Origin of the sequence: Stutzerimonas stutzeri (genome assembly GCF_009789555.1) — a bacterium.
GTDB classification, from domain to species: Bacteria; Pseudomonadota; Gammaproteobacteria; order Pseudomonadales; family Pseudomonadaceae; genus Stutzerimonas; species Stutzerimonas stutzeri_R.
Window position 1 is genome coordinate 2567283 of the sequence record NZ_CP046902.1, and the last position, 25706, is coordinate 2592988.

A 25706-nucleotide genomic window follows, 5' to 3' on the forward strand; every position below is an offset into this window, starting at 1 on the left:
TCAGGGTTCGAGGGATGGTGCGATGTGGCGGTTGGCGCGTGCTTGGCGCAGGGCGCCAAGCAGCAGGCACGCGGTGAGGGTTGCGAGGCCGAACAGAAGCCGCCAGGGCCTCGGCGCGTCGGTGGGTTTTTCCGCGACCGCCTGCATCACGTGGCCGCGGACCGTTTCGCCAGTAGCGTCGCTGTCTGCCGAAACGGGCGTGGCGACATCCGGGGCGGCGGACTGGGCGAGACCGAACCCGGCGGCCATCTGTTCGATGAAGGCGCGAGTGACCGCCTGGCCTGCATCGGCGCCTTTGTCGGTGGTAAGCGTCTGCCAGCGCTCGGCCAGCTCGCGGCGGGTCTGGTCGGAGGCATCCCAGTAGCCTTTGCGGATCGCTTCAGCCATGCGTTCGATCAACTGAGCCTGGGCCGTCGGGTTGTGCGTCTCGAACCAATGGTCGAGGCCGAGCGCGCGCTGGTCCATTACGAAGGTTTCATGCAGGGCCTGCCATTGATCGGCGCGCACCAGGGTGCGGTCAGCCGCTTGCCAGCCCCAGAGATTGTTGGCGAGGTTCAGCACTTCCAGCGTCCCGGCGTAGCCTTCCTGCTGCATGGCGGTGATCCAGTGCGGGTTCAGGTAGCGGCTGCGCAGTTCGATGGCGAGGTAGTTTGCGGCGCTGGCAGTGCGGGGCTCGGCTTTGCGGAGATCGGACACGTAGAGCGACGGGCTGGCGCCATCGAGGTGGCGAATCGCCAGGGAAAGTCCGCCGAGAAACTCGAAAGGGTGGTCGGTCGACAGCACGCCGCCAAGCTCACTGGAGCGGGCCATTACCGCGGCCTGAACGCCTTTGAGTTGCTCGGCGAACAGGTTCTGGCCGTCAATCTTCTCGCCCCAACTATCGGTCCCGTAGCCGTACTGCAACCTCGACAGGAATTGCCTGGCCAGGTCCGACTCGTTGTCCCAGCGAGTCGAGTCCAGGGTGAGCTGGGGGACGCCCGTGCCGTAATCGCCGGGCTCGTTTCCGAACAGTCGCAGCTGGGACAGACGATCGGCACGACGGGCTTCGATCCCCTGTTCGCGCAGCTGTTGGGCGAGCGCTCGGCTGTTGGCGGCGAGGGTATTGCCGGGTTCGTCCAGCGCCGCGAGGCGCTCCACCACATCGGCGAGCTGCCGCATGAAGCCATCGAACTGGTCGCGGTAGACGCTGGTGACCTGGATCACGACGTCGATGCGCGCTCTGTCGAGTTGGGCCGCCGGAATGATTTCAAGGGTGCGAACCCGCCCGCCATCGTCCCAGACCGGGCGTACACCCAGCGCGTGCAGGACCTGGCTTTCGAGAATGCCGAGGTGGCGCATGGCTTCGGAGGACCATAGGCTGAACGCCAGCTTTTCGGGTAGCGCGCCGTCGTGCTCGTCACGGTAGCGATCCACTAATTGGGCCAGCGCCTTGCCGCCTGCCTCGTACGCCGCGCGGGTCGGTAATTTGTCCGCTTCGAACGCATACAGGTTGCGCCCGCTCGGTACGTCTGGATTGCGCACCGGATCGCCGCCGGGCCCAGGTGCGACGAAGCCACCGGCGAGGCCGGCGAGCAAAGCCTCGATCTCGCCCGGGGCGGAGCGCTGCGCATCGAGCAGGCGGGCGTATGCGATCTGTTCTCGTAGCGCGGGATCGTCGATCGAGTCCAGAGGCTCACCGTCGCGCAGGTAGCGCTCGAGGGTCCGGTAGGGAAGGCTCGCTTTCAGCCCCGCGAAGTCCTCGGCAAGCGGTTCGTCGATCATCTCCAGCGCCCGCAGATAGGGCTCGCCCAGCTGTTGCAGCACGGTCGCAAGCCGATGTTCGGCGGGCGCGGGCTCACCAAAGGTGTGCAGCCCGAGCGGCAGGTTGGCCTGGGCCAATGCGTGCAGGTGGTCATGCAGCGTCTGCAGGAACCGCTCGGGGTTGGCACGCATCCGGGGTTCGTCCCAGCCCATGTCGTCCAGCAGCCTGGTTTGCAGCGCGATCTGGCGGATGCGTTCGGCAGTAGCCTCGCGCACGGCGCCTTCATCGAGCTGCTGGTATTCATGGAGCAGCGCGTGCACATCGCGCAGCTCGTCGTAGAGGCCGGCCGGCGCGAAGGCAGGCGTCTGATGGCTGACGGTGACGGCTCGACCGCGTCGACGCGCTTGAATCGCCTCTGCGATATTGTCCTGGATGTACGGATAGAACACCGGCATGTCGCCCAGCGCAAGGAAGGGATAGTCGCTTGCGGCCAGGCCGCGATCCTTGCCAGGCAACCACTCCTGAGTGCCATGGGTGCCGAAGTGGATCAGCGCATCGGCTTTGATCACCTCGCGCAGCGCCTGGTAGGCCGCAAGGTACAGGTGATCTGGCGGGACCTTGCTGTCGTGGTAGGCATCGCCGGGACGGCCTGCGCGGGGCGGCTGCGGTAGCCACACCAGCTTGCCGAGGCGCGCCGCGGGGATGACGAAATGTGCGTGCCCCTCTATGTCACGCAACGCCCAGTGCTCGGCAGGTTTACCCCAGCGTTGGAGCAATGCGATGCGGCGCGAATCTGGTTGGTCGGCGAGCCAGCGTTGATAGGCCGATAGCGGTACGGTGATGGCAAGGCCGTCGGCCAGCAGGCTGTCGAGGGTCTGTGGTCGATAGTAGCCGCCGAGCAGGCGCTGCGCCGTGTCGATCAGTCGTGTCTCGTCCACGGCGGGCACATCGTAACCGGCCTGCTGCAAGGCCGTGGCGAGGCGCGCCAGGCTACGTGGCACGTTGAGGTTCGAGGCGGCCACGTTCTTTTCGCCCTCGGGATGGTTCCAGAACATCAGCGCCAGGCGTTTCTCGGTGGGTGCGAGCCGGCGCAGGCGGGTCAGGCTGTCAACCTTGGCGAGCAGCGCCTCGACTTGCTCGGCAATGGGTGAAGGCTCGCCATTTTCGACGGCGGCGATCACCAGCGGGTCGCTCATGCCCCAGCTTTCCGGGACGGTCAGCAGGCTCGCGGCAGTGCGTGGCGAAATGCCGCTGTCGGATGCGCGCCACTGGGCGGGGCTCCCATCGCGCCAGGTGAGCGTCGAGATCACTGGAATACCAAGCGTCAGTAGTTCCGCCTGGCGCGCCGCACCGTTCTGCATGTGCTGGAGGTTGATCAATACATCGCTGCGCGCGGGTGCCAGCACCTCGGTCAGCGCTTGCGGATTCGCGTCGTCCATCCAGAACGCCAGCGGCGCCTGGCCTCGCGATTCACTGCGGCTCATCAGATCATCGATCAGTCGCAACTGACCGTCCACCAGGGCGCCGCGGTGTATGGCGAAGGCAACCCGCGGCGTATCTGCTTTCCAGCGCTTGGCGCCCCAGGCGAGGTAGTCGTCGAGCCGAGTGAAGGTCGAGGGAGCGTCCGGGTGGTAGAAGCCTGTCTTGCCCAGCGCTGCCGGCCCGGCAATGGCGTCGGTGGGCACCTTGTCGTGCCAGGCTCGCAGGTAAGCGAACAAATGCCTGAGGTTCTGCTCGCCACCGTTGCTGTAATAGCCGATCAATCGTGTCGCGACCGGTGCTGGCAGGCCGCCGAATGCGGGTGGGCCGCCGCCGACGCGTATCCATGGCCGTTCGCTGGCCATGAGCGCGTCGCCGACCTGTTGCTGCACTGCCGCAAGATCGGCCGGTCTCGGGGTGTCCAGTATCGTCAGGTCCGCCTCGGCCATAGCGGGCGCCTGGGTCGCTGAGCCGACGCGCACGCCCTCGAGCGTGACCCCGGCGTCGCTCGCCCAGCCTGCGAGCCGGTCGAGCTTGCCCTGCAGGACGAAGTCGGTGGTCAGCACCTGCACCTGGATGGTGCTTCGCGGAAGCGGGTCGGCGGACACCGTCGCTCCGCAACTGGCCAGGGCCATGAGCGCGATGCCGAATCTGATCCAGCTGGGCATGTCAGAAGCTCAGGCTCAGGCCGACGTGGTAGGTGCGCCCTGGTTCGGAGAAGGTGAAGTGATCGGACGTATCGGTAAACGCTTCGTCAGTCAGGTTTTCGATACCGCCGCGAATGCTGAGCGAGTCGGTGACCCGCTGGGTCAGCTCCAGGTGCCACAGGCTATAGGCCGGGACATCGAAGGCCGAATTACGCGAATAGGTCACTTGGCTGCCCACGTACTCCGCCCGGACCTGCCCGGTGAAGCGAGCGCTTGGCGACCATTGCAGCCGCGTGTTGGCCAGATGCCGGGCGCGGTCACCCAGACGCTGGTCGGCGCTGCGGTCGATTGCATCGAGATAGGTGTAGTTGAGGTCCCAGCGCAGGTTGGCGGGTAGGTCCAGGCTGCCGCCCAGCTCCAAGCCCCTGATGCGCGCCTCGTCGACGTTGTCGTAGTTGCGAACTTCCCGCCCGCGGACGCCGCAGCTCGATACGCAGATCGTCTGGATCAGTCCGCGCACGTTATTCTGGAACACCCCCGCGTTCAGCGACCAGCCGTCTGCCTTGTAGTCCGCGTTGATTTCGTAGGTTGTGTTGATCTCCGGTTCCAGGTCGGGGTTGCCGTGGATGATGAACTGCCCACCGCCGCCGATGGCCGAATAGCCTGGCGAGAGTTGCTTGAGTGCAGGCGCCTTGAAGCCGCGGCCACCGCCGCCCTTTATTGTCAGCGAGTCGTTCACGTGGTGGACCAGGTAGGCGCGTGGGCTGTTGTGCCAGCCATACGCCTCGTGGCGATCGAAGCGATTGCCCAGGACCAGGGACCACGCTTGGCTGAGTTCGATTTCATCCTGCAAGAACAGTGCGCGATGGATGGCCTGGGCATCGCCGTCCATGAATCCGCCGTCTTCGAGCTGTTCCCTGCGCCATTCACCGCCCAGCGTAAACAGGTGCGCGTCTGCCAACGGCAGGCTCAGGCTGCCATCGACAATGTCGTCGGTCATCCGCTGGTTTGGAGAGGAAGGGACGACCCCCTGGGTATACCGATTGGTGCGCTCCAGGCTGTTGCGATAGGCCCTGAGCGTGCTGTTGCCCCAGGTCCATGCACCACTGTGGGCGATGGCGTACCGTTCGCGTTCGATGCGGTCACTTGACTCGTATTCGACGGGTGCGGCGCCTGCGCTACGGGTATTGCGCCAGCGGTCGTCCAGGCCCTTTTCGACCGTGAAATCGATGCGCTGCGCCGTGTCCGGGGTCCAGCTCAGTGTGGCGCTTGCGCTGTGGGCGTCGCGTCCCTCGATTTCCGATTGCGCTGTGTCGCCGTGCAGCGGGGTTTCCTGTCGGCGTCGGGTCTCTGCGTTCAAGGACAGCCCCAGCAGGCCGGGTACCAGCGGGCCGCCCGCGTAGACGCCGAGCTGATGTGTCTGTCCGCCTCGATCATCCTCACGCACGCCACCGTTGAGCTGCATCGCACCGCGCCACGCGTCGGTCGCGCGTCGCGTGATGACATTGACCACACCGCCGAGGGCCTCCGAACCGTACAGGGACGACATCGGTCCGCGTATCACCTCGATACGCTCGATGGCCTCGACCGGCACCCAGCCCAGGTCGAAGTCCGCGTGCGCAACGGCACCCGCCGCCGAATTGATGCGCTGCCCGTTGACCAGCACCAGCGTATGTTCGCTGCTCATCCCGCGAATGCTGACGCCACGGCGTGTCATGCCGATACCGGTGAACTGCAAACCCGGTGTGCCCCGTAGCGCATCTTCCAGATCCTGAACCGGGCGCATGCTCAGATCGCTTCGCGTAATGACCGTAACGCTCGCAGGCGCATCGCTTAGCTGACGCGCCGTCGACGTCGCGGTGATAACCGTCGGTTCGAGTTTTACCGCTTGCTCGGCCAGGGCGGTCAAGGGCAGCAGGAGAAAGGTGGATAACAGACAAGGGTGGGGGCGGGTGATGCATGGTCGGATACTGCGGAACATCGAAACGTCTTCCGTGGGTTGGATGATGGCGATCTGGCGAGAAAACGATCCACCCGAATTCGAGCGGATCGCCTGGCAGCTCTACGAGCGGGGCATCACTTCTTGGCTGTAAACCCGGCAAAGCGCTTGTTAAAGCCGGCGATGCGGCCTTCGGAGGCCGTCTTGCGCTGCTTGCCGGTGTAGATGGGGTGCGATGCGCTGGAGACATCGAGGGTGACGTAGGGATAAGTGTTGCCGTCGGTGTGCTGGTGCGTACGGCCGGTCTCTACCGTCGAGCCGATGAGAAAATAGACGTCGGCGGCGGTGTCATGAAAAAGCACGGGGCGGTAGTCGGGGTGGATGCCTGGTTTCATGAGCAGCTCCTGCTGAGGGTCAACGAAGCGAGCGCAGCGGTTTGCCGGTGCGCTCGAGTACATATGTTATATCATAACTTTACTATCGAGCGAGGCGTGAAATTCACGGGCGACGCTTCGATGCCCAAGCCCACGCGGTGCGTCACGGCAAGCGATCCGTTGGGACCATGAACGAAGCCGAAGATAAGCCTGCGTCAGTAAGCCCTGGGTTATGCGCCAGGCACCGCAGCGTTCATTCGCCCCTGGCAGCGAACTGCCAGAGCGTTCAGCGCAACGGTCGCGTGGCGAGTTCGAGCCCCAACAACAGCAAAAATGACAGGAAGCACAGCCGAAAAGCCGTCGGGCTGATCCGCGCCTTGATCCGTTGTCCCAGCCACATGCCTACCAGCGCTGGGGCGATGGCCAGCGAAGACATCCCCAGTTGTTCGACATGGAAGGCGCCGTGAAGGATCAGCCCGGCGGCCAGGGCGAGGGTCGATGCGGTGAACGAAAGCCCCAGGCTCTGGACCAGTTCATCGCGCTCCATGCCCAGGGCCTGCAGGTAGGGCACCGCGGGGAAGACGAATACCCCGGTGGCGCCGGTGACCAGCCCGGTGGCCAGTCCGATCAGCGGCGACAGCCACGGTTCGACGTTCGGGGGGACGGAGAGCGTTGGGGCGAAGAGGGCAAATCCGGCATAAAGCATCAGGGCGATGCCCAGCGCTGGCGAGGACCACTGCGGGTCAAGCGAGGCGAGCATGGCCGAACCCGCGACCGTGCCGATCCCTATGCCGGAAATCATCGTCCACAAGCGCCGCAGCAGGCGCAACGTGGCGGGTCCGGCGAGCAATTGCCACAGGTTGGTCACCAAAGACGGTACGACCAGTAGCGCCGCGGCCGCGGCCGGAGGCATCACCACGCCGAGCAGACCCATGGCCACGGTGGGCAAGCCCATCCCCGTGACACCTTTGACCGTCCCGGCAACCAGAAACGTCATGGCCAGGGCAATGAGCAGAGCAGGTGAGTATTCGTTCATGCGGCTATTGGAGCCCGACCGAGCGGTTGGCACAATGCGGATATTCGAGTGGCAGTCTTCGGTTGAACCGAAGCCTTAGGGGCAGGTGATCACATGCGCTTCGATCTTGCGGACTTTCGCCTGTTCCTCTGTGTCGTCGAGGCGGGCAGTATCACCGGGGGCGCCGCCCGAGCGAACCTGGCCCTGGCCTCTGCCAGTGAGCGCCTGCGCAACATGGAATCGGACGCGGGGGTGCAATTGCTCGTGCGAGGTGCCCGGGGTGTCACGACCACCGAGGCGGGCGAGGCGCTGGCCCATCATGCGCGTCTGATGCTACGTCAACAGGCGGCGCTGATGAGCGAACTGCAAGGGTTCGCCGATGGCGAGAAAGGCACCTTGCATCTGTATGCCAACACCGCCGCGCTGACCGAATTTCTGCCTGGCAGGCTCGCGCGCTGGCTGGCTGGTCGACCGCACCTGAATGTCGAGCTCAAAGAGCGAACCAGTGCTGACATCGTCCGGACGATCGCCGCCGGGCTGGCCGAGGCCGGTATCGTTTCCGACGCCGCCGAGGTGCCGGGGCTCAGCTTTCAGCCGATCGCGGAGGATCACCTAGTACTGCTGCTCCCCCCGGAACACGGCTTCGCCAGTGCCGGCGCGGCCTGCTTCGCCGATCTGCTCAATGAGCCCTTCGTCGGCCTCGCGCCAGGCAACGCCCTGCAGGACCACATTGAAGATCATGCGCGCAGCGCCGGTCGCTCGCTGTCCGTGCGTATCCGCATGAAAACCTTCGACGGGGTCTGCGAGATGGTGTCGCACGGCATCGGCGTCGCCGTTATGCCGAAGGGGATTGCCAGCCGTTACCGCCGGCGTCATGCCTATCGCACATTGCCCCTGCAAGACCGCTGGGCGCTCCGGCAACTGTGCCTTTGCCACGGCGACTGGCAGGCCCTGTGCGCCCCCATGAAAAGCCTGCTGCTGCACCTGGGGGCCAAGCCGAATGCGCCATAGCGTAACCGGAACGGGGCGACAATATGTGCGGAGCCGGTGCACTGCGTTGCTGCCAGACATCTGCCATGAAGAGGGGGTTTTTGCCCTTACGAACTGAAGTTACGGTCGGGTTGTAAAGACCAGGTTGGTGCTCGCATGACAGATCCGAATGTACCAAGGGCTGGGTGCTGCGCATCACTGGAAGTCCCGGCTGCGCACGTCCAGGCCTGTCAGCAAGGGGGTGAGGTCGCTCAAGCGCCCGGCAATGACGTGGCGCACCCCGTTCGCCGACTCCAGGCGACCGTCGATCCGCAGCATCTGCGACTGTATCAGCACCCGCCGCTGGCGCTCGGCCAGATCGTTCCAGACCACCACGTTGATCATGCCGAACTCGTCTTCCAGGGTCACGAAGATGACTCCGCTGGCGGTTTGCGGGCGCTGACGGCCAATCACCAGGCCGGCGACGCTGATCAGGCGACCGTGCTCAATGTCGGCCAGCTCGCGCGAGCTGCGACAGCGCCGACTGCTGAGTTGATCCCGTAGCAGCGCCAGCGGATGCGGGCCTAGCGTGGTGCCCAGGGTGGCATAGTCGGTCACCAGATCTTCCCCGACGGTGGGGAGTGGAAGTGGCGCTGGTGCTTCCTGTGGCGCGCACTGGCCAGCGAACAGGGGCAGTTGTGGCTCGACTCCGGCCACCGCCCAGCGCGCCCGATGACGATGCCCAGCGAGACCGCGCAGGGCGCCGGCATCGGCCAGCTGCGCACGCGCGCGCGCATCCAGTTCGGCGCGCAGGCAGAGGTCATCGACGGCGACGAACGGCTGTAGCTGTCGCACCGCCTCGATACGCCGCGCATCCGCTTCTCGAAATCCACGGACCATGCGCAGGCCCAGGCGGATCGCGGGTTGATCATGGCCGGTTGGTTCAAGGCTGCAGTCCCAGTCGCTGTGATGCACATCCACTGGACGGATTTCCAGACCGTGACGGCGAGCGTCCTGGAGAATCTGATCGGGGTTGTAAAAGCCCATCGGCCAACTATTGATCAATGCGCAGGCGTAGGCGGCGGGTTCGTGGCATTTCAGCCAACAGCTGGCGTAGGTGAGCAGGGCGAAGCTGGCAGCATGGGATTCGGGAAAGCCGTAGCTGCCGAAGCCTTTGATCTGTTCGAAGATGCGTGCGATGAACTGTGCCGGGTAACCCCTTGCGGACATGCGTTCGGTCAGTCGTTGTCGGTGGGGTTCCAGGCCACCGTGACGCTTCCAGGCGGCCATGGATCGGCGCAGTTGATCGGCTTCGCCAGGCGTGTACTGGGCCGCGACGATCGCCAGCTCCATCACCTGTTCCTGGAACAGCGGCACACCAAGGGTGCGCTCGAAGACCAGTTTCAATTCATCGGAGGGATACTCCACCTTCTCTTCGCGGTTACGTCGACGCAGGTAGGGATGAACCATGTCCCCCTGAATTGGCCCCGGGCGCACGATGGCGACCTGGATCACCAGATCATAAAACGTGCGGGGCCGCAGCCGCGGCAGCATGGCCATCTGTGCCCGTGACTCGATCTGGAACACGCCGACGGTGTCGGCACGGCTGATCATGTCGTAGGTCGCACGGTCTTCCTTCGGCAGGCTGGCGATCGTCCAGCATGTGCCGCGATAGTGCTCGATCAGGTTGAAGCAGCGACGTAGCGCACTGAGCATGCCGAGGGCGAGCACATCGACCTTGAGCAGACCGACCTGGTCGAGATCGTCCTTGTCCCACTGAATCACGGTGCGCTCGGGCATGCTGGCGTTTTCCACCGGGACCAGGGTTTCGAGCGAGTGCTCGGAGATGACGAAGCCTCCGGGGTGTTGGGACAGGTGCCGTGGGAAGCCGATCAGCTCGCCGGTCAGTGTCAGTATTCGGCGCAGCACGGGGCTGTCAGGATCGAATCCGGCCTCATGCAGGCGTTCGGCATCAGGTACCCGGTCGCTCCAGCGGCCACAGCAGTCGGCCAGTGCGTTGATCTGGTCCGCCGGCAGGCCGAGTGCCTTGGCCACGTCACGCATCGCTCCGGTGGCGTGGTAGGTGCTGACCACTGCGGTGAGCGCGGCCCGCTCGCGGCCATAGCGGCGAAATACGTACTGGATGACTTCTTCCCGGCGCTCGTGCTCGAAATCGACGTCGATGTCCGGTGGCTCCTTGCGCTCCCGGGAGAGAAAGCGCTCGAACAGCAACGTGCTGCAAGACGGATCGAGTTCGGTGATACCCAGCACGAAACATACGCTGGAATTGGCTGCCGAGCCGCGGCCCTGGCAAAGAATCGCCTGGTCACGGGCGAAGCGAACGATGTCGTGAACGGTGAGGAAGTAGCTCTCATAGCCCAGTTCGGCGATCAGTTGCAGCTCGTGCTCCACCTGTGCGCGGGCTGACGCTGCGACGCCGGTTGGCCAGCGCCAGCGAATACCGTCCTCGACCAGCTTGCGTAGCCAGGAAGTGGCGTCATGATCCGTCGGCACCAGCTCGTGTGGGTACTGATAGCGCAGTTGGTCAAGATCGAACCGGCAGCGCTCGGCGATGCGCAGTGTTTCGGCGAGCAGTTCGGGGGGGTAGAGCTGCGCCAGCTCCTCGCGCCGACGCAGGTGGCGTTCGCCGTTAGGGAATAGATGGCGTCCGGCCTCAGCCACCGGCAGGTGTTGGCGGATCGCGGTCATGCAGTCCTGCAACGCACGACGGCCACGGGCGTGCATATGCACATCGCCGCACGCCACAGCAGGGATGTTCAGGCGCCTGGCCAGTGCATGCCATTGGCGCAGGCGCAGCGCATCGTCCGGACCACGATGCAGTTCGATGCCCAGCCAGAGGCAATCTGCAAAGCGCTCCCGTAGCCAATGACCTTCGGCGTCAGCCTCGGCATGCTGAGCGATCCAGATGACCAATAGCCCATCCAACGGCTCGCTCAGGTCTTCGGGGAGAAGTCGGTAACGGCCCTTTTCGGCACGGCGACGGGCACGGGTGATCAGCCGGCACAGGCTTTGATAGCCGGCCAGGTCGGCAACCAGCAGAACCAGCGTTGGCCCGCCTTCAATATGGATTTCGCTGCCGATAATCAGCGGGATGCCAGCCTCTTTCGAAGCCTGCCAGGCCCGTACGATGCCGGCCAGCGTGCATTCATCGGTAATGGCCAGAGCTCGATAGCCCAGACGTGCGGCGCGCTCGAACAACTCGCGGGCACTTGAAGCGCCCCGCTGGAAGCTGAAGTTGGACAGGCAATGCAGTTCGACGTATTCGACCGTCATGCGAACCAGCCGTGCAGCAGCAGGGGGCCTGGGCCGGGCACGGCGCGATAGGCCCAGCCACGCTGGCCGCTACGAGTTTGCACCTGATAATAGTCGCGGCGCACATCACTGCCGTCCCACCAGCCGGACTCGATGCGCTCCGGACCGGCGAGTATGCGCAGGGATGCTTCGTGCAGTGCTTTGGGCTCGGACAACAGCCAGCCGGGGCGGGGAAGTGCGGCTGCCGATGGTTCATGCGCACAAGCATGTTGTGGTTGCCAGGCGCATTCGGGGCGATGATCGGCGCGAGCGCTGAGCCCCTGCACGGCGTCATCACCCAGTCGCGCCCGCAGACGTTCGCGCAGCGGCTCCCAGGGCAGCGACTGTTGCGGTCGTTCTTCGAACAACTGGCGGTGTTCAGGAACGAAAGCGGGTAATTGGTGGGCCACCAGGCGCAGCGCCAGTACCGGCGCGGGCAATTGCACATGTTCCAGCCGCCCCCGCGTCAATTCGAACAGCATGGCCGGATCGCGTTCGGCGCTGAGCAGGCCAACCGGCATCGGGGTGTCGGCCAGGTTGCGGTGCTCCAGAAACAGGGTAAAACGCTGCACGCCGCTGTCACGACCGGCCAGATAGGCGGCAAGGTCGGCGGTCAATCGACGCAGCGGGAACAGCAGTGCCTGGTGCGATTCGACCTCGAAGTTAAGTTCGATACGGGTATCGAAGCGGTCCGGTGGTCGATAGAAGTCCAGCCCCAACGGACGATGCTCGAACAATGTGTCGAGGTGCCTCATGGCTTCGGCCGGAAAGCGCCGCGCCAGGCCATCGCGAGGTAGCGCGAGTACCTGCTTCAGGGTTCGCAGGCCCATGCGCGCCAACGCCGCCGTCACTTCACGCGGCAAGCCGATACGCTCGATCGGCAGTGGGTTCAGCACGCTGCGCAGCGTCTGGGAATCCGTCACGGCCAAGCCGTCATGTGCATTGGCCAGAACCCGTGCGGCGGCTGGGTTCGGTGCCAGGGTTATGCGGTGCTGAAAGCCCAGTGCATGCAGTTCATCGCGCAGGCGTGACTCCAGGCGAGGCCAGGGGCCGAACAGGTTGAAACTCGATTGCACCTCCAATAGCAGGCAGCGTGGGTAATGCAGGCTGACCTGTGAGCTGAAGCCGTAGGCCCAGGCGGCGAGGAATTGCTGCCAGCGTTCGATGGACGCTTGATCGTAATCGGCTGTGGCGAACGCGCGAGTCAGCGCCTGGGCAGCGATCAATGATTGCCCCGGCCTGAGGCCAAGCGCCCGTGCCGCCGGGTTGATTGCCTGCAGTACGCGGCGTTGCGCTGTGCCGCCCAAAAGCGCCAGCGGCGCCTCGGCATCGGCGCGACCGCGCAACACACCGTCCATGGCCAGTTGCGGCAGCAGGATACAAGCCCAGAGCGCGCTCATTTCAATGCCATGCCGTGGCAGGGATCGGCTGGGGCGAAGCCAGGCCGCCACGACACTTGAGCACTCGCAACTGGGCCGGCTGGGCTTCGACCGCCAGGCGCAGTGCCGCCGGTGACGGATTGACGGCCTCGCGCAGTGAACGGTAGGCGAAGGCCAGTGTCTGGCCGGTCTCGGCGGCGACCTGCAGGCGTCGCAGGGCGCGGTCATCGGCGTGCTGCGGCCAGCACAGCACCGCCCCACAGCTGCCCGAACGCAGGCATTGCTCGGTGGCCCACAGGGCATCGCGGCCCTGTGTGTCGATGATCGTCAGCTGTCGCAGGTCGATACCGGCAGCCAGCCAGGCCTGGGGATAAGGCACATGAGGCGGCGCCACCAGCACCACGCGCTCATTGGCCATGGTCAGCCGTGCCAGGGTCGGCCAGAGCAGGCTCAATTCTCCAATACCCGGGTGGTCGACGAGAATCTCGCTCAGCGCCGATTCCGGCCAGCCGCCGCCCGGCAGTGCAGCATCCAGCGCGGCACATCCGGTAGGTTGCGTGCTGGACGATACGGGTTTGGTCTGGCCGCGCCACAGACGGCGCGCGTCGATTAGATGGTTGAGTGCGACCACGGATGTCATGGCGGAGTATTCCGTACTACTGTATATCAATACAGTATTCGGCCTGGCCAATATGCCGGTCAAGCTGGGCCGATGAAACGCGTCTTCGTAAAACCCAGTCTTTTTATTTTGGTTATAACTAAATGAATTCTTATTCTTTTATTGTTTTCAACGCTTCTGGCTAGACTGGCTTCCATCACTCCGGAGGCACCGCGATGCGCAGCGAATCGATCCATTATCTGGTAGTGCCGGGCTGGCACGGCTCGCCTGACAATCACTGGCAAAGCCATTGGCAGCGCAGCCTGCCCAATAGCGCCAGGACAGAACAGGCCGATTGGTCGAGCCCTCATCGCGAGCAGTGGGTTGCCGAACTGGAACGCCGTATCGCACAGAGCACGTCCCCGGTCATTCTTATCGCCCACAGCCTGGGCTGCATCACCGTCGCACACTGGGCCGCGCAAGCTCCGGTCGACATGGTGCGGCGGATTCGTGGCGCGCTGCTGGTGGCACCGGCTGATGTGCAGCGTGACGGCTGCCCGGAGGCCCTGCGGGATTTCGCGCCGATTGCGCGCCAGAGGCTGCCGTTTCCCAGTCTGCTGATCGGTTCCGACAACGATGCTGCCGCGACAGCGGGTCGGGCCATCGAGCTGGGCCTGGATTGGGGCAGTGACACCGTCATCCTCTCAGGGGCCGGCCATATCAATGTCCAGTCGGGGCACACCCGTTGGGAGCAGGGTTTCGCCTACCTGTACCGCCTGCAGAATCGCATCGCCGAACAGGCCCGCAAGACAGCCTGAGGCATCGTCACCACCAGGACCCGGCCGCTCCAACGTGGCCGCCATCAGCAGCAACCGCATGAGGAGCAAGACATGAGTATCCGTCTCGGCGACATCGCACCCGACTTCGAGCAGGACTCCAGCGAAGGGCGCATCCGTTTTCATGAATGGCTCGGCGACAGCTGGGGCGTGTTGTTTTCCCATCCCGCTGATTTCACGCCGGTCTGCACCACCGAGCTGGGCTTCACCGCCAAGCTGAAGGACGAGTTCGCCAAGCGCGACGTCAAGGCCATTGCGCTGTCGGTGGACCCTGTCGATTCGCACGTGAAGTGGATCGATGACATCAACGAGACCCAGAACACCCGGGTCAACTTCCCGATCCTGGCTGACGGCGATCGCAAGGTGTCCGAGCTGTACGACCTGATCCACCCCAACGCCAATGACACCCTGACGGTGCGCTCATTGTTCGTCATCGATCCGAACAAGAAGGTACGCCTGACCATTACCTACCCGGCGAGCACGGGGCGGAATTTCAACGAGATCCTGCGCGTGATCGATTCGCTGCAACTGACCGACAACCATAAGGTCGCGACCCCGGCCAACTGGCAGGACGGCGACGAAGTGGTCATCGTGCCCTCGCTCAAGGACGAGGAGGAGCTCAAGCAACGCTTCCCCAAGGGCTATCGCGCGGTGAAACCCTATTTGCGCCTCACCCCGCAGCCCAATCGCGGATAGTGCATCACTTCGCACCTGTCGACCGCCCCGGTGACCTTTGCTTGTGCTGGAAAAATCTGTCGATTAGGATTCGCGCCCGGGTATGGGGCGCGAGTGTTCATCACTGCGCATGACCCTTATCGAATGCTGAAGCCCGGTTCGGAAACGACCGGGCTTTTTCGTGTGCCAGTGCGTCATGCGTGAACGGATCGGTTCCGCCCCTGAGAGTCAGAGGTGTCAGTGAGAATAGAGAGGATTGCCATGCGCGAACGCTTGTTGGCCGCGGAAAAGGTAAAGGCTATCGAGTGGCAGGACGGGCAGTTGCGCTTGCTCGACCAGCGCAAACTGCCGCTTGAAGAGGTATGGCACACCTACGATTCCGCTGCCGCTGTTGCCACGGCCATCCGCGAGATGGTCGTGCGTGGCGCTCCGGCGATCGGGATCAGCGCCGCGTACGGGCTGGTTCTGGGGCTCAGGGCCCGCCTCGCCGAAGGCGGGGACTGGCGCGCAGCCCTGGAAGCCGACTTCGAGATCCTGGCCGGTTCGCGCCCGACCGCCGTCAATCTGTTCTGGGCCCTGAATCAGATGCGCGAGCGGCTCGAGCGCCTGAAGCCGGATGAAGATCCGCTGACAGCCGCCGAGGCCCAGGCTGCCTCCATCCATGGCAGCGACCGCGAGGCGAACCTGACCATGGCGCAGTTCGGCGTCGACCTGATTCGCAAGCACCAGGGCAATCGGCAGAATCTGCTCACGCACTGCAACACCGGCGCGTTGGCCACCGGTGGTTTCGGCACGGCGCTCGGGGTGATACGGGCGGCGCATCTGGAAGGGCTCGTGGAGTGCGTTTACGCCGACGAGACGCGGCCCTGGTTGCAAGGGTCGCGGCTGACTGCCTGGGAGCTTGCCGGCGAAGGCGTGCCGGTCACGCTGAATGCCGATTCGGCGGCGGCGCATCTGATGAAGACGCGCGGCATCACCTGGGTCATCGTCGGCGCTGACCGGATTACTGCCAATGGCGATGTCGCCAACAAGATCGGGACCTATCAGCTTGCGGTCCTCGCGATGCACCATGGCGTGCGGTTCATGGTCGTGGCGCCCAGTTCCACCATCGACATGGAGTTGGAAACCGGCGACGACATTCCCATCGAAGAACGTGCCGGCAGCGAGTTGCTGGAAGTCCATGGCCAACGGTTCGCGGCACAAGTCGATGCGTTCAATCCGGTGTTCGATGTAACGCCGGCAGACCTCATCGATGCGATCGTGACCGAAAAAGGCGTCGTCGAGCGACCGAACGCCGCCAAACTCACCGCCCTGATGAGCCGCAAGCGACTTCATTGAACCCGGCTCAAGGCTTCCTGGATGTGCTTGCTGGAGCCTCCGGCTCGCCAGCTGTGATACCATCCCGCGCTTAATCGCAGGACCCTGCTGACTATAAGGAACCAGGCTTCCATGGGCGAACTGGCCAAAGAAATCCTCCCGGTCAATATCGAAGACGAACTCAAGCAGTCCTACCTCGATTACGCGATGAGCGTGATCGTCGGGCGGGCGCTGCCGGATGCGCGCGACGGATTGAAGCCCGTTCACCGCCGTGTGCTATATGCCATGAGCGAGCTGGGCAACGACTGGAACAAGCCATACAAGAAATCCGCCCGTGTGGTCGGTGACGTGATCGGTAAATACCATCCTCACGGCGACTCGGCGGTATACGACACCATCGTGCGAATGGCGCAGCCGTTCTCGTTGCGCTACATGCTGGTCGACGGCCAGGGCAACTTCGGTTCGGTCGATGGCGACAATGCCGCGGCCATGCGTTACACCGAAGTGCGGATGGCCAAGCTGGCTCACGAACTGCTGGCCGATCTGGACAAGGAAACCGTCGACTGGGTGCCCAACTATGATGGCACCGAGCAGATTCCGGCGGTCATGCCGACCAAGATCCCGAACCTGCTGGTCAACGGCTCCAGCGGCATCGCCGTGGGCATGGCGACCAATATCCCGCCGCATAACCTGGGCGAAGTCATCGACGGCTGCCTGGCGCTGATCGAGAACGCGGATATCACCATCGATGAGCTGATGCAGTTCATTCCGGGTCCCGATTTCCCCACGGCCGGCATCATCAACGGTCGTGCCGGTATCGTCGAGGCTTACCGCACCGGTCGCGGACGCATCTATATGCGGGCGCGCTCGATCATCGAAGACATCGACAAGGTCGGTGGTCGTCAGCAGATCGTGATCACCGAGTTGCCTTACCAGCTGAACAAGGCCCGACTGATCGAGAAGATCGCCGAGCTGGTCAAGGAGAAGAAGCTCGAAGGCATCACCGAGCTGCGTGACGAGTCGGACAAGGACGGCATGCGCGTGGTGATCGAACTGCGTCGCGGCGAAGTGCCGGAGGTCATCCTCAACAATCTGTACGCCCAGACCCAGCTGCAGAGCGTGTTCGGCATCAACGTGGTAGCGCTCATCGATGGGCAGCCGCGCACGCTGAACCTGAAGGAACTGCTTGAAGCCTTCGTTCGCCATCGCCGCGAAGTCGTGACCCGCCGGACCGTCTACGAGCTGCGCAAAGCGCGAGAGCGTGGGCACATCCTCGAAGGCCAGGCGGTTGCGCTGTCCAACATCGATCCGGTGATCGCCTTGATCAAGGCCTCGCCGACCCCGGCCGAAGCGAAGGAAGCGCTGATCGCCGAAGCCTGGGAATCCAGCGCCGTCGAATCGATGGTCGAGCGTGCCGGAGCCGATTCCTGCCGCCCCGAAGGGCTCGATCCTCAATACGGGCTGCGCGACGGCAAATACTACCTGTCCCCGGAACAGGCGCAGGCCATTCTCGATCTGCGCCTGCATCGCCTGACGGGGCTCGAGCATGAAAAGCTGCTCAGCGAATATCAGGAAATCCTCACCCAGATTGGCGAGTTGATCCGCATCCTGACCAACCCGGTGCGCCTGATGGAAGTCATTCGCGAGGAGCTCGAAGGCGTCAAGCGCGACTTCGGCGATGCCCGTCGTACCGAAATCCTCGAGGCGCGCCTGGACCTGACCCTGGCGGACCTGATCACCGAAGAAGAGCGCGTCGTCACCATTTCCCATGGTGGCTATGCCAAGTCGCAGCCGCTGGCGGCCTATCAGGCCCAGCGTCGCGGCGGTCGCGGAAAAGCGGCTACCGGAGTCAAGGAAGAGGACTACGTCGAGCATCTGCTGGTCGCCAACAGCCACACGACGCTGTTGCTGTTCTCCAGCAAAGGCAAGGTGTACTGGCTCAAGACCTACGAGATTCCCGAAGCGTCGCGCACATCGCGCGGTCGCCCGCTGGTCAACCTGCTGCCGCTTTCCGAAGGCGAGCACATCACTGCCATGCTGCAGGTCGACATCGAGGCGGCGCGTCAGCAGCAGCTCAACGGCGAGGATGATGTCGAAGATGCGGAAATCATCGGTGAAGCCGATGAGGTGGACGAGTCGCTCGAAGGCGAAGAGTCCGACGAGTCGGTAGACGAGCCGACCGGCACCTACATCTTCATGGCGACCGCCAAGGGCACCGTGAAGAAGACGCCGCTTTCGCAATTCAGCCGTCCACGCAGCGTCGGCCTGATCGCGCTCGGCCTGGAAGAGGGCGACACCCTGATCGCCGCCGCGGTTACCGACGGCGCCCGCGAAGTCATGTTGTTCTCCGACGGTGGCAAGGTCATCCGTTTCAAGGAAAAGCACGTGCGCACCATGGGGCGTACCGCCCGCGGCGTTCGTGGCATGCGTCTGCCCGAAGGGCAGCGTTTGATTTCCATGCTGATTCCCGAGCCCGACGCGCAGATTCTTACCGCCAGCCTCAATGGCTATGGCAAGCGCACGGTGATCGATGAGTTCCCGCGCCGCGGGCGTGGTGGCCAGGGCGTCATCGCCATGGTGACCAACGAGCGCAACGGCCCGCTGGTCGGTGCCGTTCAGGTGCAGCAGGGCGAGGAAATCATGCTGATTTCCGATCAGGGCACGTTGGTTCGTACCCGTGTCGATGAAGTGTCGTCGCTGGGTCGTAATACCCAGGGTGTGACGCTGATCAAACTGGGCAAGAACGAGCATCTGGTGGGCCTCGAAAGGGTTCAGGAGCCTTCCGAGGAAGATGTCCTGGAAGACATCGAGGCGGTTCTGGATGATGAGGCGCTGGACAAGGAAATGCCGGTTGTCAGCACCGAACCCAGCGAGGACGAGCTGCTCGGCGGGGGCGGAGACGTTCCGCCCGACGTAGTGCCTACCGACGACGAAAACTGATTCGGACGACATGCGAAGCCTCAGGCTTCGCATGTCCGTATCGAACGGAACCCGCTGCGGGTGAAGGGATTGCAAGCGCTGGACCTGAGCGCCTTGGCGACGGGCGGAGCGAGCATGGTATCGACCGTTTTTGAGAGAACGAAGATGAGCAAACGCGCCTTTAACTTCTGTGCAGGTCCAGCCGCGCTCCCTGAAGCCGTGCTGCAGCGCGCCCAGGCCGAACTCCTGGATTGGCAAGGTCGAGGCCTGTCGGTGATGGAAATGAGCCATCGCAGCGACGAATACACGGCCATCGCCGAAAAGGCCGAGCAGGACCTTCGTGACCTGCTGAGCATCCCGTCGAACTACAAGGTGCTGTTCCTGCAGGGCGGCGCCAGCCAGCAGTTCGCCGAGATCCCGCTGAACCTGCTGCCCGAGGGGGGCGTTGCCGATTACGTCGACACGGGCATCTGGTCGCGCAAGAGCATCGAGGAGGCCAAGCGTTTTGGCCATATCAATGTCGCGGCCAGTGCCAAGCCTTACGACTACTTCGCGATCCCGGGGCAGAACGAGTGGGCCCTCAGCGACAATGCGGCCTATCTGCACTACGCCAGCAACGAAACCATCGGCGGGCTGCAGTTCGACTGGGTGCCGGAGCTGGGTGATACGCCGCTGGTGGTCGACATGTCCTCGGACATTCTCTCCCGGCCGTTGGATGTGTCCCGCTTCGGCCTGATCTATGCGGGCGCGCAGAAGAACATCGGCCCGTCGGGGCTGGTGGTCGTCATCGTTCGCGAGGACCTGCTGGGTCGTGCGCGTTCCAGCTGCCCGACCATGCTCGATTACAAGATCGCCGCGGACAATGGCTCCATGTACAACACGCCGGCGACCTTTTCCTGGTACCTCTCAGGCCTGGTGTTCGAGTGGCTGAAGGAGCAGGGCGGTGTCGAGGCGATGGAGCATCGCAATCGTGCCAAGAAGGAGCTGCTTTATGGTGTGATCGACGCCAGCGACTTCTATTCCAACCCCATCGCCCATAATGCCCGCTCCTGGATGAACGTGCCGTTCAGGCTAGCCGACGAGCAGTTGGACAAGACGTTCCTGGCCGGGGCCGATGCACGCGGACTGCTCAATCTCAAAGGCCATCGTTCGGTGGGCGGCATGCGTGCTTCCATCTACAACGCGGTCGGTCTGGACGCTGTCGAGGCCCTGGTCGCCTACATGCGCGAGTTCGAGAAGGAGCACGGCTGATGAGCGATGTCGACCGGCTGAAGGCGCTGCGTGTTCGCATCGACAGTCTCGACGAGAAGATTCTCGAGCTGATCAGCGAGCGTGCCCGTTGCGCCCAGGACGTGGCGCGAGTGAAAACCGCCTCGCTGGCTGAGGGCGAGGAGGCGGTGTTCTATCGTCCAGAGCGCGAAGCCTGGGTGCTCAAGCACATCATGGAGCTGAACAAGGGGCCGTTGGATAACGAGGAGATGGCGCGGCTGTTCCGTGAAATCATGTCCTCCTGCCTGGCGCTGGAGCAGCCCCTGCGGGTCGCTTATCTCGGCCCGGAAGGCACCTTCTCACAGGCGGCGGCGCTGAAGCATTTCGGTCAGGCCGTGATCAGCAAGCCGATGGCGGCGATCGATGAAGTCTTTCGCGAAGTCGTGGCCGGTGCGGTTAATTTTGGCGTGGTCCCGGTGGAAAACTCCACCGAGGGCGCGGTCAACCATACGCTCGATAGCTTCCTCGAACATGACATCGTCATTTGCGGTGAAGTGGAGTTGCGGATTCATCATCACCTGTTGGTTGGCGAGACGACCAAAACCGACCGCATCACCCGCATCTATTCCCACGCGCAATCACTGGCGCAGTGTCGCAAGTGGCTTGACGCGCATTATCCGAGCGTCGAGCGCGTCGCGGTGTCGAGCAACGCCGACGCGGCCAAACGCGTCAAGAGCGAATGGAATTCCGCTGCGATTGCGGGCGACATGGCGGCTCAGCTTTACGGTCTGAGCAAAATTGCCGAAAAGATCGAAGACCGCCCGGATAACTCCACGCGCTTCCTCATCATCGGCAGCCAGGAAGTGCCGCCCACCGGCGACGACAAGACCTCGATCATCGTCTCCATGCGCAACAAGCCGGGCGCGTTGCATGAGCTGCTGATGCCGTTCCATTCCAATGGCATCGATCTCACACGCATCGAAACCCGCCCCTCGCGCAGCGGCAAATGGACCTATGTGTTCTTCATCGACTGCATCGGCCATCACCAGGATCCGCTGATCAGGGACGTGCTGGAGAAGATCGGCCGTGAAGCAGTGGCATTGAAGGTGCTGGGTTCATACCCGAAGGCGGTCCTCTAAAAAAAGCCGCTGAAAGCCGGGAGCCGGAAGCTGGAAGCCCAGAGCAATGCGATTGCTTCAAGCGCCAGCCACCGTGTGCTGGCTTTCAGCTTCAGCGGAGCTGAAAAATGAGCTGTGATTTCCTTGCCTTGGCTCAGCCAGGCGTGCAAAAGCTTTCGCCGTATGTGCCGGGCAAGCCGGTAGACGAACTGGCCCGCGAACTCGATCTGGATCCAGCTACCATCGTCAAGCTGGCCAGCAACGAGAACCCGCTGGGCCCCAGTCCCAAAGCCATCGCGGCGATCAAGGCGCAGCTCGACGAACTGACCCGCTATCCCGATGGCAACGGTTTCGTGCTGAAACATAAGCTGGCGGAGCGATACGACGTCGACGTCGACCAGGTGACGCTTGGCAACGGTTCCAACGATATCCTCGAACTGGTTGCGCGTGCCTATCTGGCGCCCGGTCTCAACGCGGTCTTCAGTGAACATGCGTTCGCCGTATATCCGATCGCAACCCAGGCGGTCGGCGCGCAAGCGAAGGCCGTGCCTGCCCGGCAATGGGGGCACGACCTGGATGCCATGCTGGCGGCTATCGATGAACGGACTCGTGTCGTGTTCCTCGCCAACCCCAACAACCCCACGGGCACCTGGTTCGCTGCCGACGCGCTGGGCACATTCCTCGCCAGCGTTCCCGAGCAGGTTCTGGTAGTGCTTGATGAGGCCTATATCGAGTACGCCACCGGTGGCGAACTGCCCGACGGCGTGGCGTTCCTGGCCTCGCACCCCAACCTCCTGGTTTCGCGGACCTTCTCCAAGGCCTACGGACTGGCTGCGTTGCGAGTGGGCTACGCCATCTGCTCGCCTCGGATTGCCGATGTGCTCAATCGCGTGCGCCAACCGTTCAATGTCAACAGCCTGGCGCTTGCAGCAGCTTGCGCAGCGCTCGATGACGAGCGCTATCTGACCGAAAGCCGGGCTTGCAACGCGGCCGGCATGCTTCAGCTCGAGGCCGGCTTCAAGGCGCTGGGTCTGGACTGGATTCCCTCGAGGGGCAATTTCATCGCCGTCGATTTCGGCCGCGACGCGGCACCGATCAACCAGGCGCTGCTAAGCCAAGGCATCATCGTACGGCCGATCGCAGGCTACGGAATGCCAACCTTCCTGCGGGTTTCCATCGGCACCGAGGCGGAGAACGCGCGCTTTCTCGACGTGCTTGGCAAGGTGCTCCAGTCTTGAGCCGAAACGCCACGCCACGCTCCGATATGCCGAAGGTCGGTCGTCTGGTCGTCATCGGCCTGGGCCTGATCGGCGGATCGTTTGCCAAAGGGCTGCGTGAAGCCGGTTTGTGCGAGGAGGTCGTCGGCTTCGATCTGGACCCACGCTCGCGCGAACTGGCCGTCGAGCTCGGGGTAGTGGATCGCTGCTGCGCCAACCTCGCTGAGGCGTGCCAGGGTGCGGAGGTCATTCAGCTTGCCGTTCCGATCCTGGCAACGGAACGCTTGCTGGCGGAACTCGCCACCCTCGATCTCGGCAACGCCGTACTGACGGATGTCGGAAGCGCCAAGGGCGATGTGGTGCGCCGCGCCCGTGAACTGTTCGGCCGGATGCCGCCGCGATTCGTGCCCGGCCATCCGATAGCCGGCTCGGAACAGAGTGGCGTCACGGCTGCCCAAAGCACGCTTTTCCGGCGGCACAAGGTGATCCTGACCCCGCTGGACGACACCGATCCGGCCGCGCTCCAGCTCGTCGACAGGCTGTGGCGCGCATTGGGGGCCGATGTCGAGCACATGGACGTACAGCACCACGATGAAGTGCTTGCGGCGACCAGCCATCTTCCTCATCTGCTGGCATTCGGGCTGGTGGATTCGCTGGCCAAGCGTAACGAAAACCTTGAGATATTCCGTTATGCAGCGGGCGGGTTTCGCGATTTCACCCGTATTGCCGGCAGCGATCCGGTGATGTGGCACGACATCTTTCTCGCCAACCGTGAAGCGGTGCTGCATACGCTGGACGATTTTCGCGCCGACCTCGACGCACTACGCGCGGCGGTCGATGAAGGAGACGGGCACAGGTTGTTGGGCGTTTTTACACGCGCCAAGGCTGCCCGGGAACATTTCAGCAAAATACTGGCTCGCAGAGCCTACGTGGACGTTATGCATTCCAAAGATCTGATCTTCCTTGCCAATCCTGGCGGCAGCCTCAGCGGTCACCTGCGTGTGCCAGGCGACAAATCCATTTCCCACCGTTCGATCATGCTCGGTTCGCTTGCCGAAGGCACCACCGAGGTGGAAGGCTTCCTCGAGGGCGAAGATGCCCTCGCGACCATCCAGGCATTCCGTGACATGGGCGTGGTCATCGAAGGGCCCAACCAGGGGCGCGTTACGGTGCACGGTGTCGGCCTGCGCGGCTTGAAGCCACCGCCGGGGCCGATCTATCTCGGGAACTCCGGTACGTCGATGCGCCTGTTGTCCGGCCTGCTGGCGGCGCAACCTTTCGATACGACGTTGACCGGCGATGCCTCGCTGTCGAAACGGCCGATGAATCGGGTAGCCAAGCCCCTGCGGGAAATGGGCGCCGTGATCGAGACCGCCGCCGAAGGTCGCCCACCGCTGACGATTCGCGGAGGCCAGAAGCTGTCGGGCATGCATTACGAAATGCCCATGGCCAGCGCGCAGGTCAAATCCTGTCTGCTCCTGGCTGGCCTGTATGCCGCTGAAAAGACTTCGGTCACCGAGCCGGCGCCGACGCGGGACCACACCGAGCGGATGCTGCGCGGCTTCGGTTATCCGGTGCAGGTGCGGGACAATACCGCGACGGTCGAGTCCGGCCACACGTTGCGTTCGACCCACATCGAGGTGCCAGCCGATATTTCATCTGCCGCGTTCTTCATGGTCGCAGCCAGCATCGCGCCAGGCTCCGAGATTATCCTCGAACATGTCGGCATCAACCCGACCCGTACCGGCGTCATCGATATCCTCAAGCTGATGGGCGCCAACATCGAACTGACCAACCTGCGTGAAGTAGGTGGCGAGCCGGTGGCCGACATTCGCGTGCGGGCAGCATCGCTGCGGGGTATCGATATTCCGGAAGATCTGGTTCCGCTCGCCATCGACGAATTCCCCGTGCTGTTCGTGGCTGCCGCCTGTGCCGACGGTCGGACTACCTTGCGCGGGGCGGAGGAGTTGCGCGTCAAGGAGTCCGATCGTATTCAGGTGATGGCCGATGGTCTGCAAACGCTGGGTGTGAAGGCCACGCCGACGCCGGATGGGATTATCATCGAAGGTGGCGGCCCGATCGGTGGTGGCGAAGTCTGGGCGCACGGCGATCACCGGATCGCGATGTCCTTCAGTGTTGCCGCGCTTCGGGCCGGTGCACCGATCCGTATCCATGATTGCGCCAACGTTGCCACTTCGTTCCCGAACTTCCTTGCCCTGGCCGAACGGGCCGGAATGCGTGTAGGTGTGGAGGATAATTCATGATCAGGCAGGTCCCGGTCATCACCATCGATGGCCCGAGCGGCTCCGGCAAGGGCACTGTGGCGGCGCTACTGGCGGCGAAGCTGGGATGGAACTTCCTCGATTCCGGCGCGCTGTACCGTTTGCTCGCCTTTGCCGCACGCAACCATGGGGTCGACCTGACCAACGAGGAAGCGCTCAAGCTCCTGGCCGCTCATCTGGATGTCCAGTTCGGCGCCGCCAAGGGCGGGCAGGGGATGCAGATCATTCTCGAGGGCGAGGACGTAACCCACGCGATCCGTAACGAGCAGGTCGGCGCCGGTGCCTCGCAGGTCGCCGCATTGCCGGTGGTGCGCGATGCATTGTTGCAGCGGCAGAAGGCGTTCCGCGAACCGCCCGGGCTGGTCGCTGACGGGCGAGACATGGGAACCGTGGTGTTCCCCGACGCATCCCTGAAGATTTTCCTGACCGCCAGCGCGGAGGAAAGAGCCCGTCGCCGCTTCCTGCAGTTGAAGGACAAGGGTGATGATGTTAATCTCGCGAGTCTTCTCGATGAGATACGGGCGCGCGACGAGCGTGATACCCAGCGTGAAGTGGCTCCGCTGAAACCGGCAGACGATGCGGTCGAGATGGATTCCACCGATCTTTCCATCGAGCAGGTGCTAGGACAGATTCTGAGTGAAGTCGCCAAGCGCGATTTCGCCTGAAGAGCGACCGCCGAG

General features: G+C 63.6%; 17 protein-coding genes. 10 read left to right on the forward strand and 7 right to left on the reverse strand.

Translation table 11 applies throughout. The features are described 5' to 3' along the window. From cobN to GQA94_RS11975, 4 genes are all read right to left on the reverse strand, one after another. On the reverse strand, positions 1-3888 hold the full coding sequence (cobN, locus tag GQA94_RS11960) for a cobaltochelatase subunit CobN (protein ID WP_158188229.1): 3888 nt from the start codon (positions 3886-3888) through the stop codon (positions 1-3). A 1-nt stretch (position 3889) separates the two neighbouring features. Further along, positions 3890-5848 (reverse strand): TonB-dependent receptor domain-containing protein, encoded by a 1959-nt coding sequence (locus GQA94_RS11965; RefSeq protein ID WP_158188230.1) that lies wholly within the window; start codon positions 5846-5848, stop codon positions 3890-3892. A gap of 95 nt (positions 5849-5943) precedes the next feature. Beyond that, the gene (locus GQA94_RS11970) at positions 5944-6201 is read right to left on the reverse strand and encodes a type B 50S ribosomal protein L31 (protein WP_158188231.1); all 258 of its coding nucleotides are present in this window, start codon (positions 6199-6201) and stop codon (positions 5944-5946) included. 265 nt (positions 6202-6466) lie between these two features. Beyond that, positions 6467-7216 carry a sulfite exporter TauE/SafE family protein gene (locus tag GQA94_RS11975; protein WP_158188232.1) on the reverse strand — a complete coding sequence of 250 codons (750 nt, stop codon included), beginning with the start codon at positions 7214-7216 and terminating at the stop codon, positions 6467-6469. A 93-nt stretch (positions 7217-7309) separates the two neighbouring features. Here GQA94_RS11975 and GQA94_RS11980 point away from each other — a divergent pair, with 93 nt between their 5' ends. Then, positions 7310-8206 carry a LysR family transcriptional regulator gene (locus tag GQA94_RS11980; RefSeq protein ID WP_158188233.1) on the forward strand — a complete coding sequence of 299 codons (897 nt, stop codon included), beginning with the start codon at positions 7310-7312 and terminating at the stop codon, positions 8204-8206. A 174-nt stretch (positions 8207-8380) separates the two neighbouring features. On the opposite strand, the gene GQA94_RS11985 is transcribed toward GQA94_RS11980, so the two are convergent. Genes GQA94_RS11985 through imuA form a run of 3 tightly spaced genes read right to left on the reverse strand, consistent with a single transcriptional unit; the run spans position 8381 to position 13495 of the window. After that, positions 8381-11458 (reverse strand): error-prone DNA polymerase, encoded by a 3078-nt coding sequence (locus tag GQA94_RS11985; protein WP_158188234.1) that lies wholly within the window; start codon positions 11456-11458, stop codon positions 8381-8383. After that, positions 11455-12876 carry a Y-family DNA polymerase gene (locus GQA94_RS11990; RefSeq protein WP_158188235.1) on the reverse strand — a complete coding sequence of 474 codons (1422 nt, stop codon included), beginning with the start codon at positions 12874-12876 and terminating at the stop codon, positions 11455-11457. The genes GQA94_RS11985 and GQA94_RS11990 overlap by 4 nt, the downstream gene beginning before the upstream one ends. 1 nt (position 12877) lies before the next feature. Next, a complete protein-coding gene (imuA, locus tag GQA94_RS11995) occupies positions 12878-13495 on the reverse strand; it encodes a translesion DNA synthesis-associated protein ImuA (protein WP_158188236.1) in 618 nt (205 codons plus the stop codon). A gap of 194 nt (positions 13496-13689) precedes the next feature. On the opposite strand from imuA, the gene GQA94_RS12000 reads away from it, so the two are divergent. The 9 genes from GQA94_RS12000 to cmk all read left to right on the forward strand — a co-directional run bounded on the left by GQA94_RS12000 (position 13690) and on the right by cmk (position 25691). Further along, complete coding sequence (locus tag GQA94_RS12000; RefSeq protein WP_158188237.1) at positions 13690-14271, forward strand: RBBP9/YdeN family alpha/beta hydrolase; 582 nt, start codon at positions 13690-13692, stop codon at positions 14269-14271. 72 nt (positions 14272-14343) lie between these two features. Beyond that, on the forward strand, positions 14344-14985 hold the full coding sequence (locus GQA94_RS12005) for a peroxiredoxin (RefSeq protein WP_158188238.1): 642 nt from the start codon (positions 14344-14346) through the stop codon (positions 14983-14985). 240 nt (positions 14986-15225) lie between these two features. Beyond that, positions 15226-16302, forward strand: a complete 1077-nt coding sequence (gene mtnA, locus GQA94_RS12010) for an S-methyl-5-thioribose-1-phosphate isomerase (RefSeq protein ID WP_158188239.1) — start codon at positions 15226-15228, stop codon at positions 16300-16302. Positions 16303-16413: 111 nt separating this feature from the next. Beyond that, entirely contained in the window at positions 16414-19221 is a 2808-nt protein-coding gene (gene gyrA, locus GQA94_RS12015; RefSeq protein ID WP_158188240.1) for a DNA gyrase subunit A, read from the forward strand. Between the two features lie 144 nt (positions 19222-19365). Then, positions 19366-20451, forward strand: a complete 1086-nt coding sequence (gene serC, locus GQA94_RS12020; protein ID WP_158188241.1) for a 3-phosphoserine/phosphohydroxythreonine transaminase — start codon at positions 19366-19368, stop codon at positions 20449-20451. After that, on the forward strand, positions 20451-21548 hold the full coding sequence (gene pheA, locus GQA94_RS12025) for a prephenate dehydratase (protein ID WP_158188242.1): 1098 nt from the start codon (positions 20451-20453) through the stop codon (positions 21546-21548). The genes serC and pheA overlap by 1 nt, the downstream gene beginning before the upstream one ends. Positions 21549-21655: 107 nt before the next feature. Next, complete coding sequence (gene hisC / locus GQA94_RS12030; protein ID WP_158188243.1) at positions 21656-22765, forward strand: histidinol-phosphate transaminase; 1110 nt, start codon at positions 21656-21658, stop codon at positions 22763-22765. A 26-nt stretch (positions 22766-22791) separates the two neighbouring features. Beyond that, positions 22792-25008, forward strand: coding sequence for a bifunctional prephenate dehydrogenase/3-phosphoshikimate 1-carboxyvinyltransferase (locus tag GQA94_RS12035; protein WP_158190092.1), 2217 nt, complete (start codon positions 22792-22794; stop codon positions 25006-25008). Continuing rightward, on the forward strand, positions 25005-25691 hold the full coding sequence (gene cmk, locus GQA94_RS12040) for a (d)CMP kinase (RefSeq protein ID WP_158188244.1): 687 nt from the start codon (positions 25005-25007) through the stop codon (positions 25689-25691). Before GQA94_RS12035 ends, cmk begins: the two co-directional genes overlap by 4 nt. Positions 25692-25706: the final 15 nt, after the last annotated feature.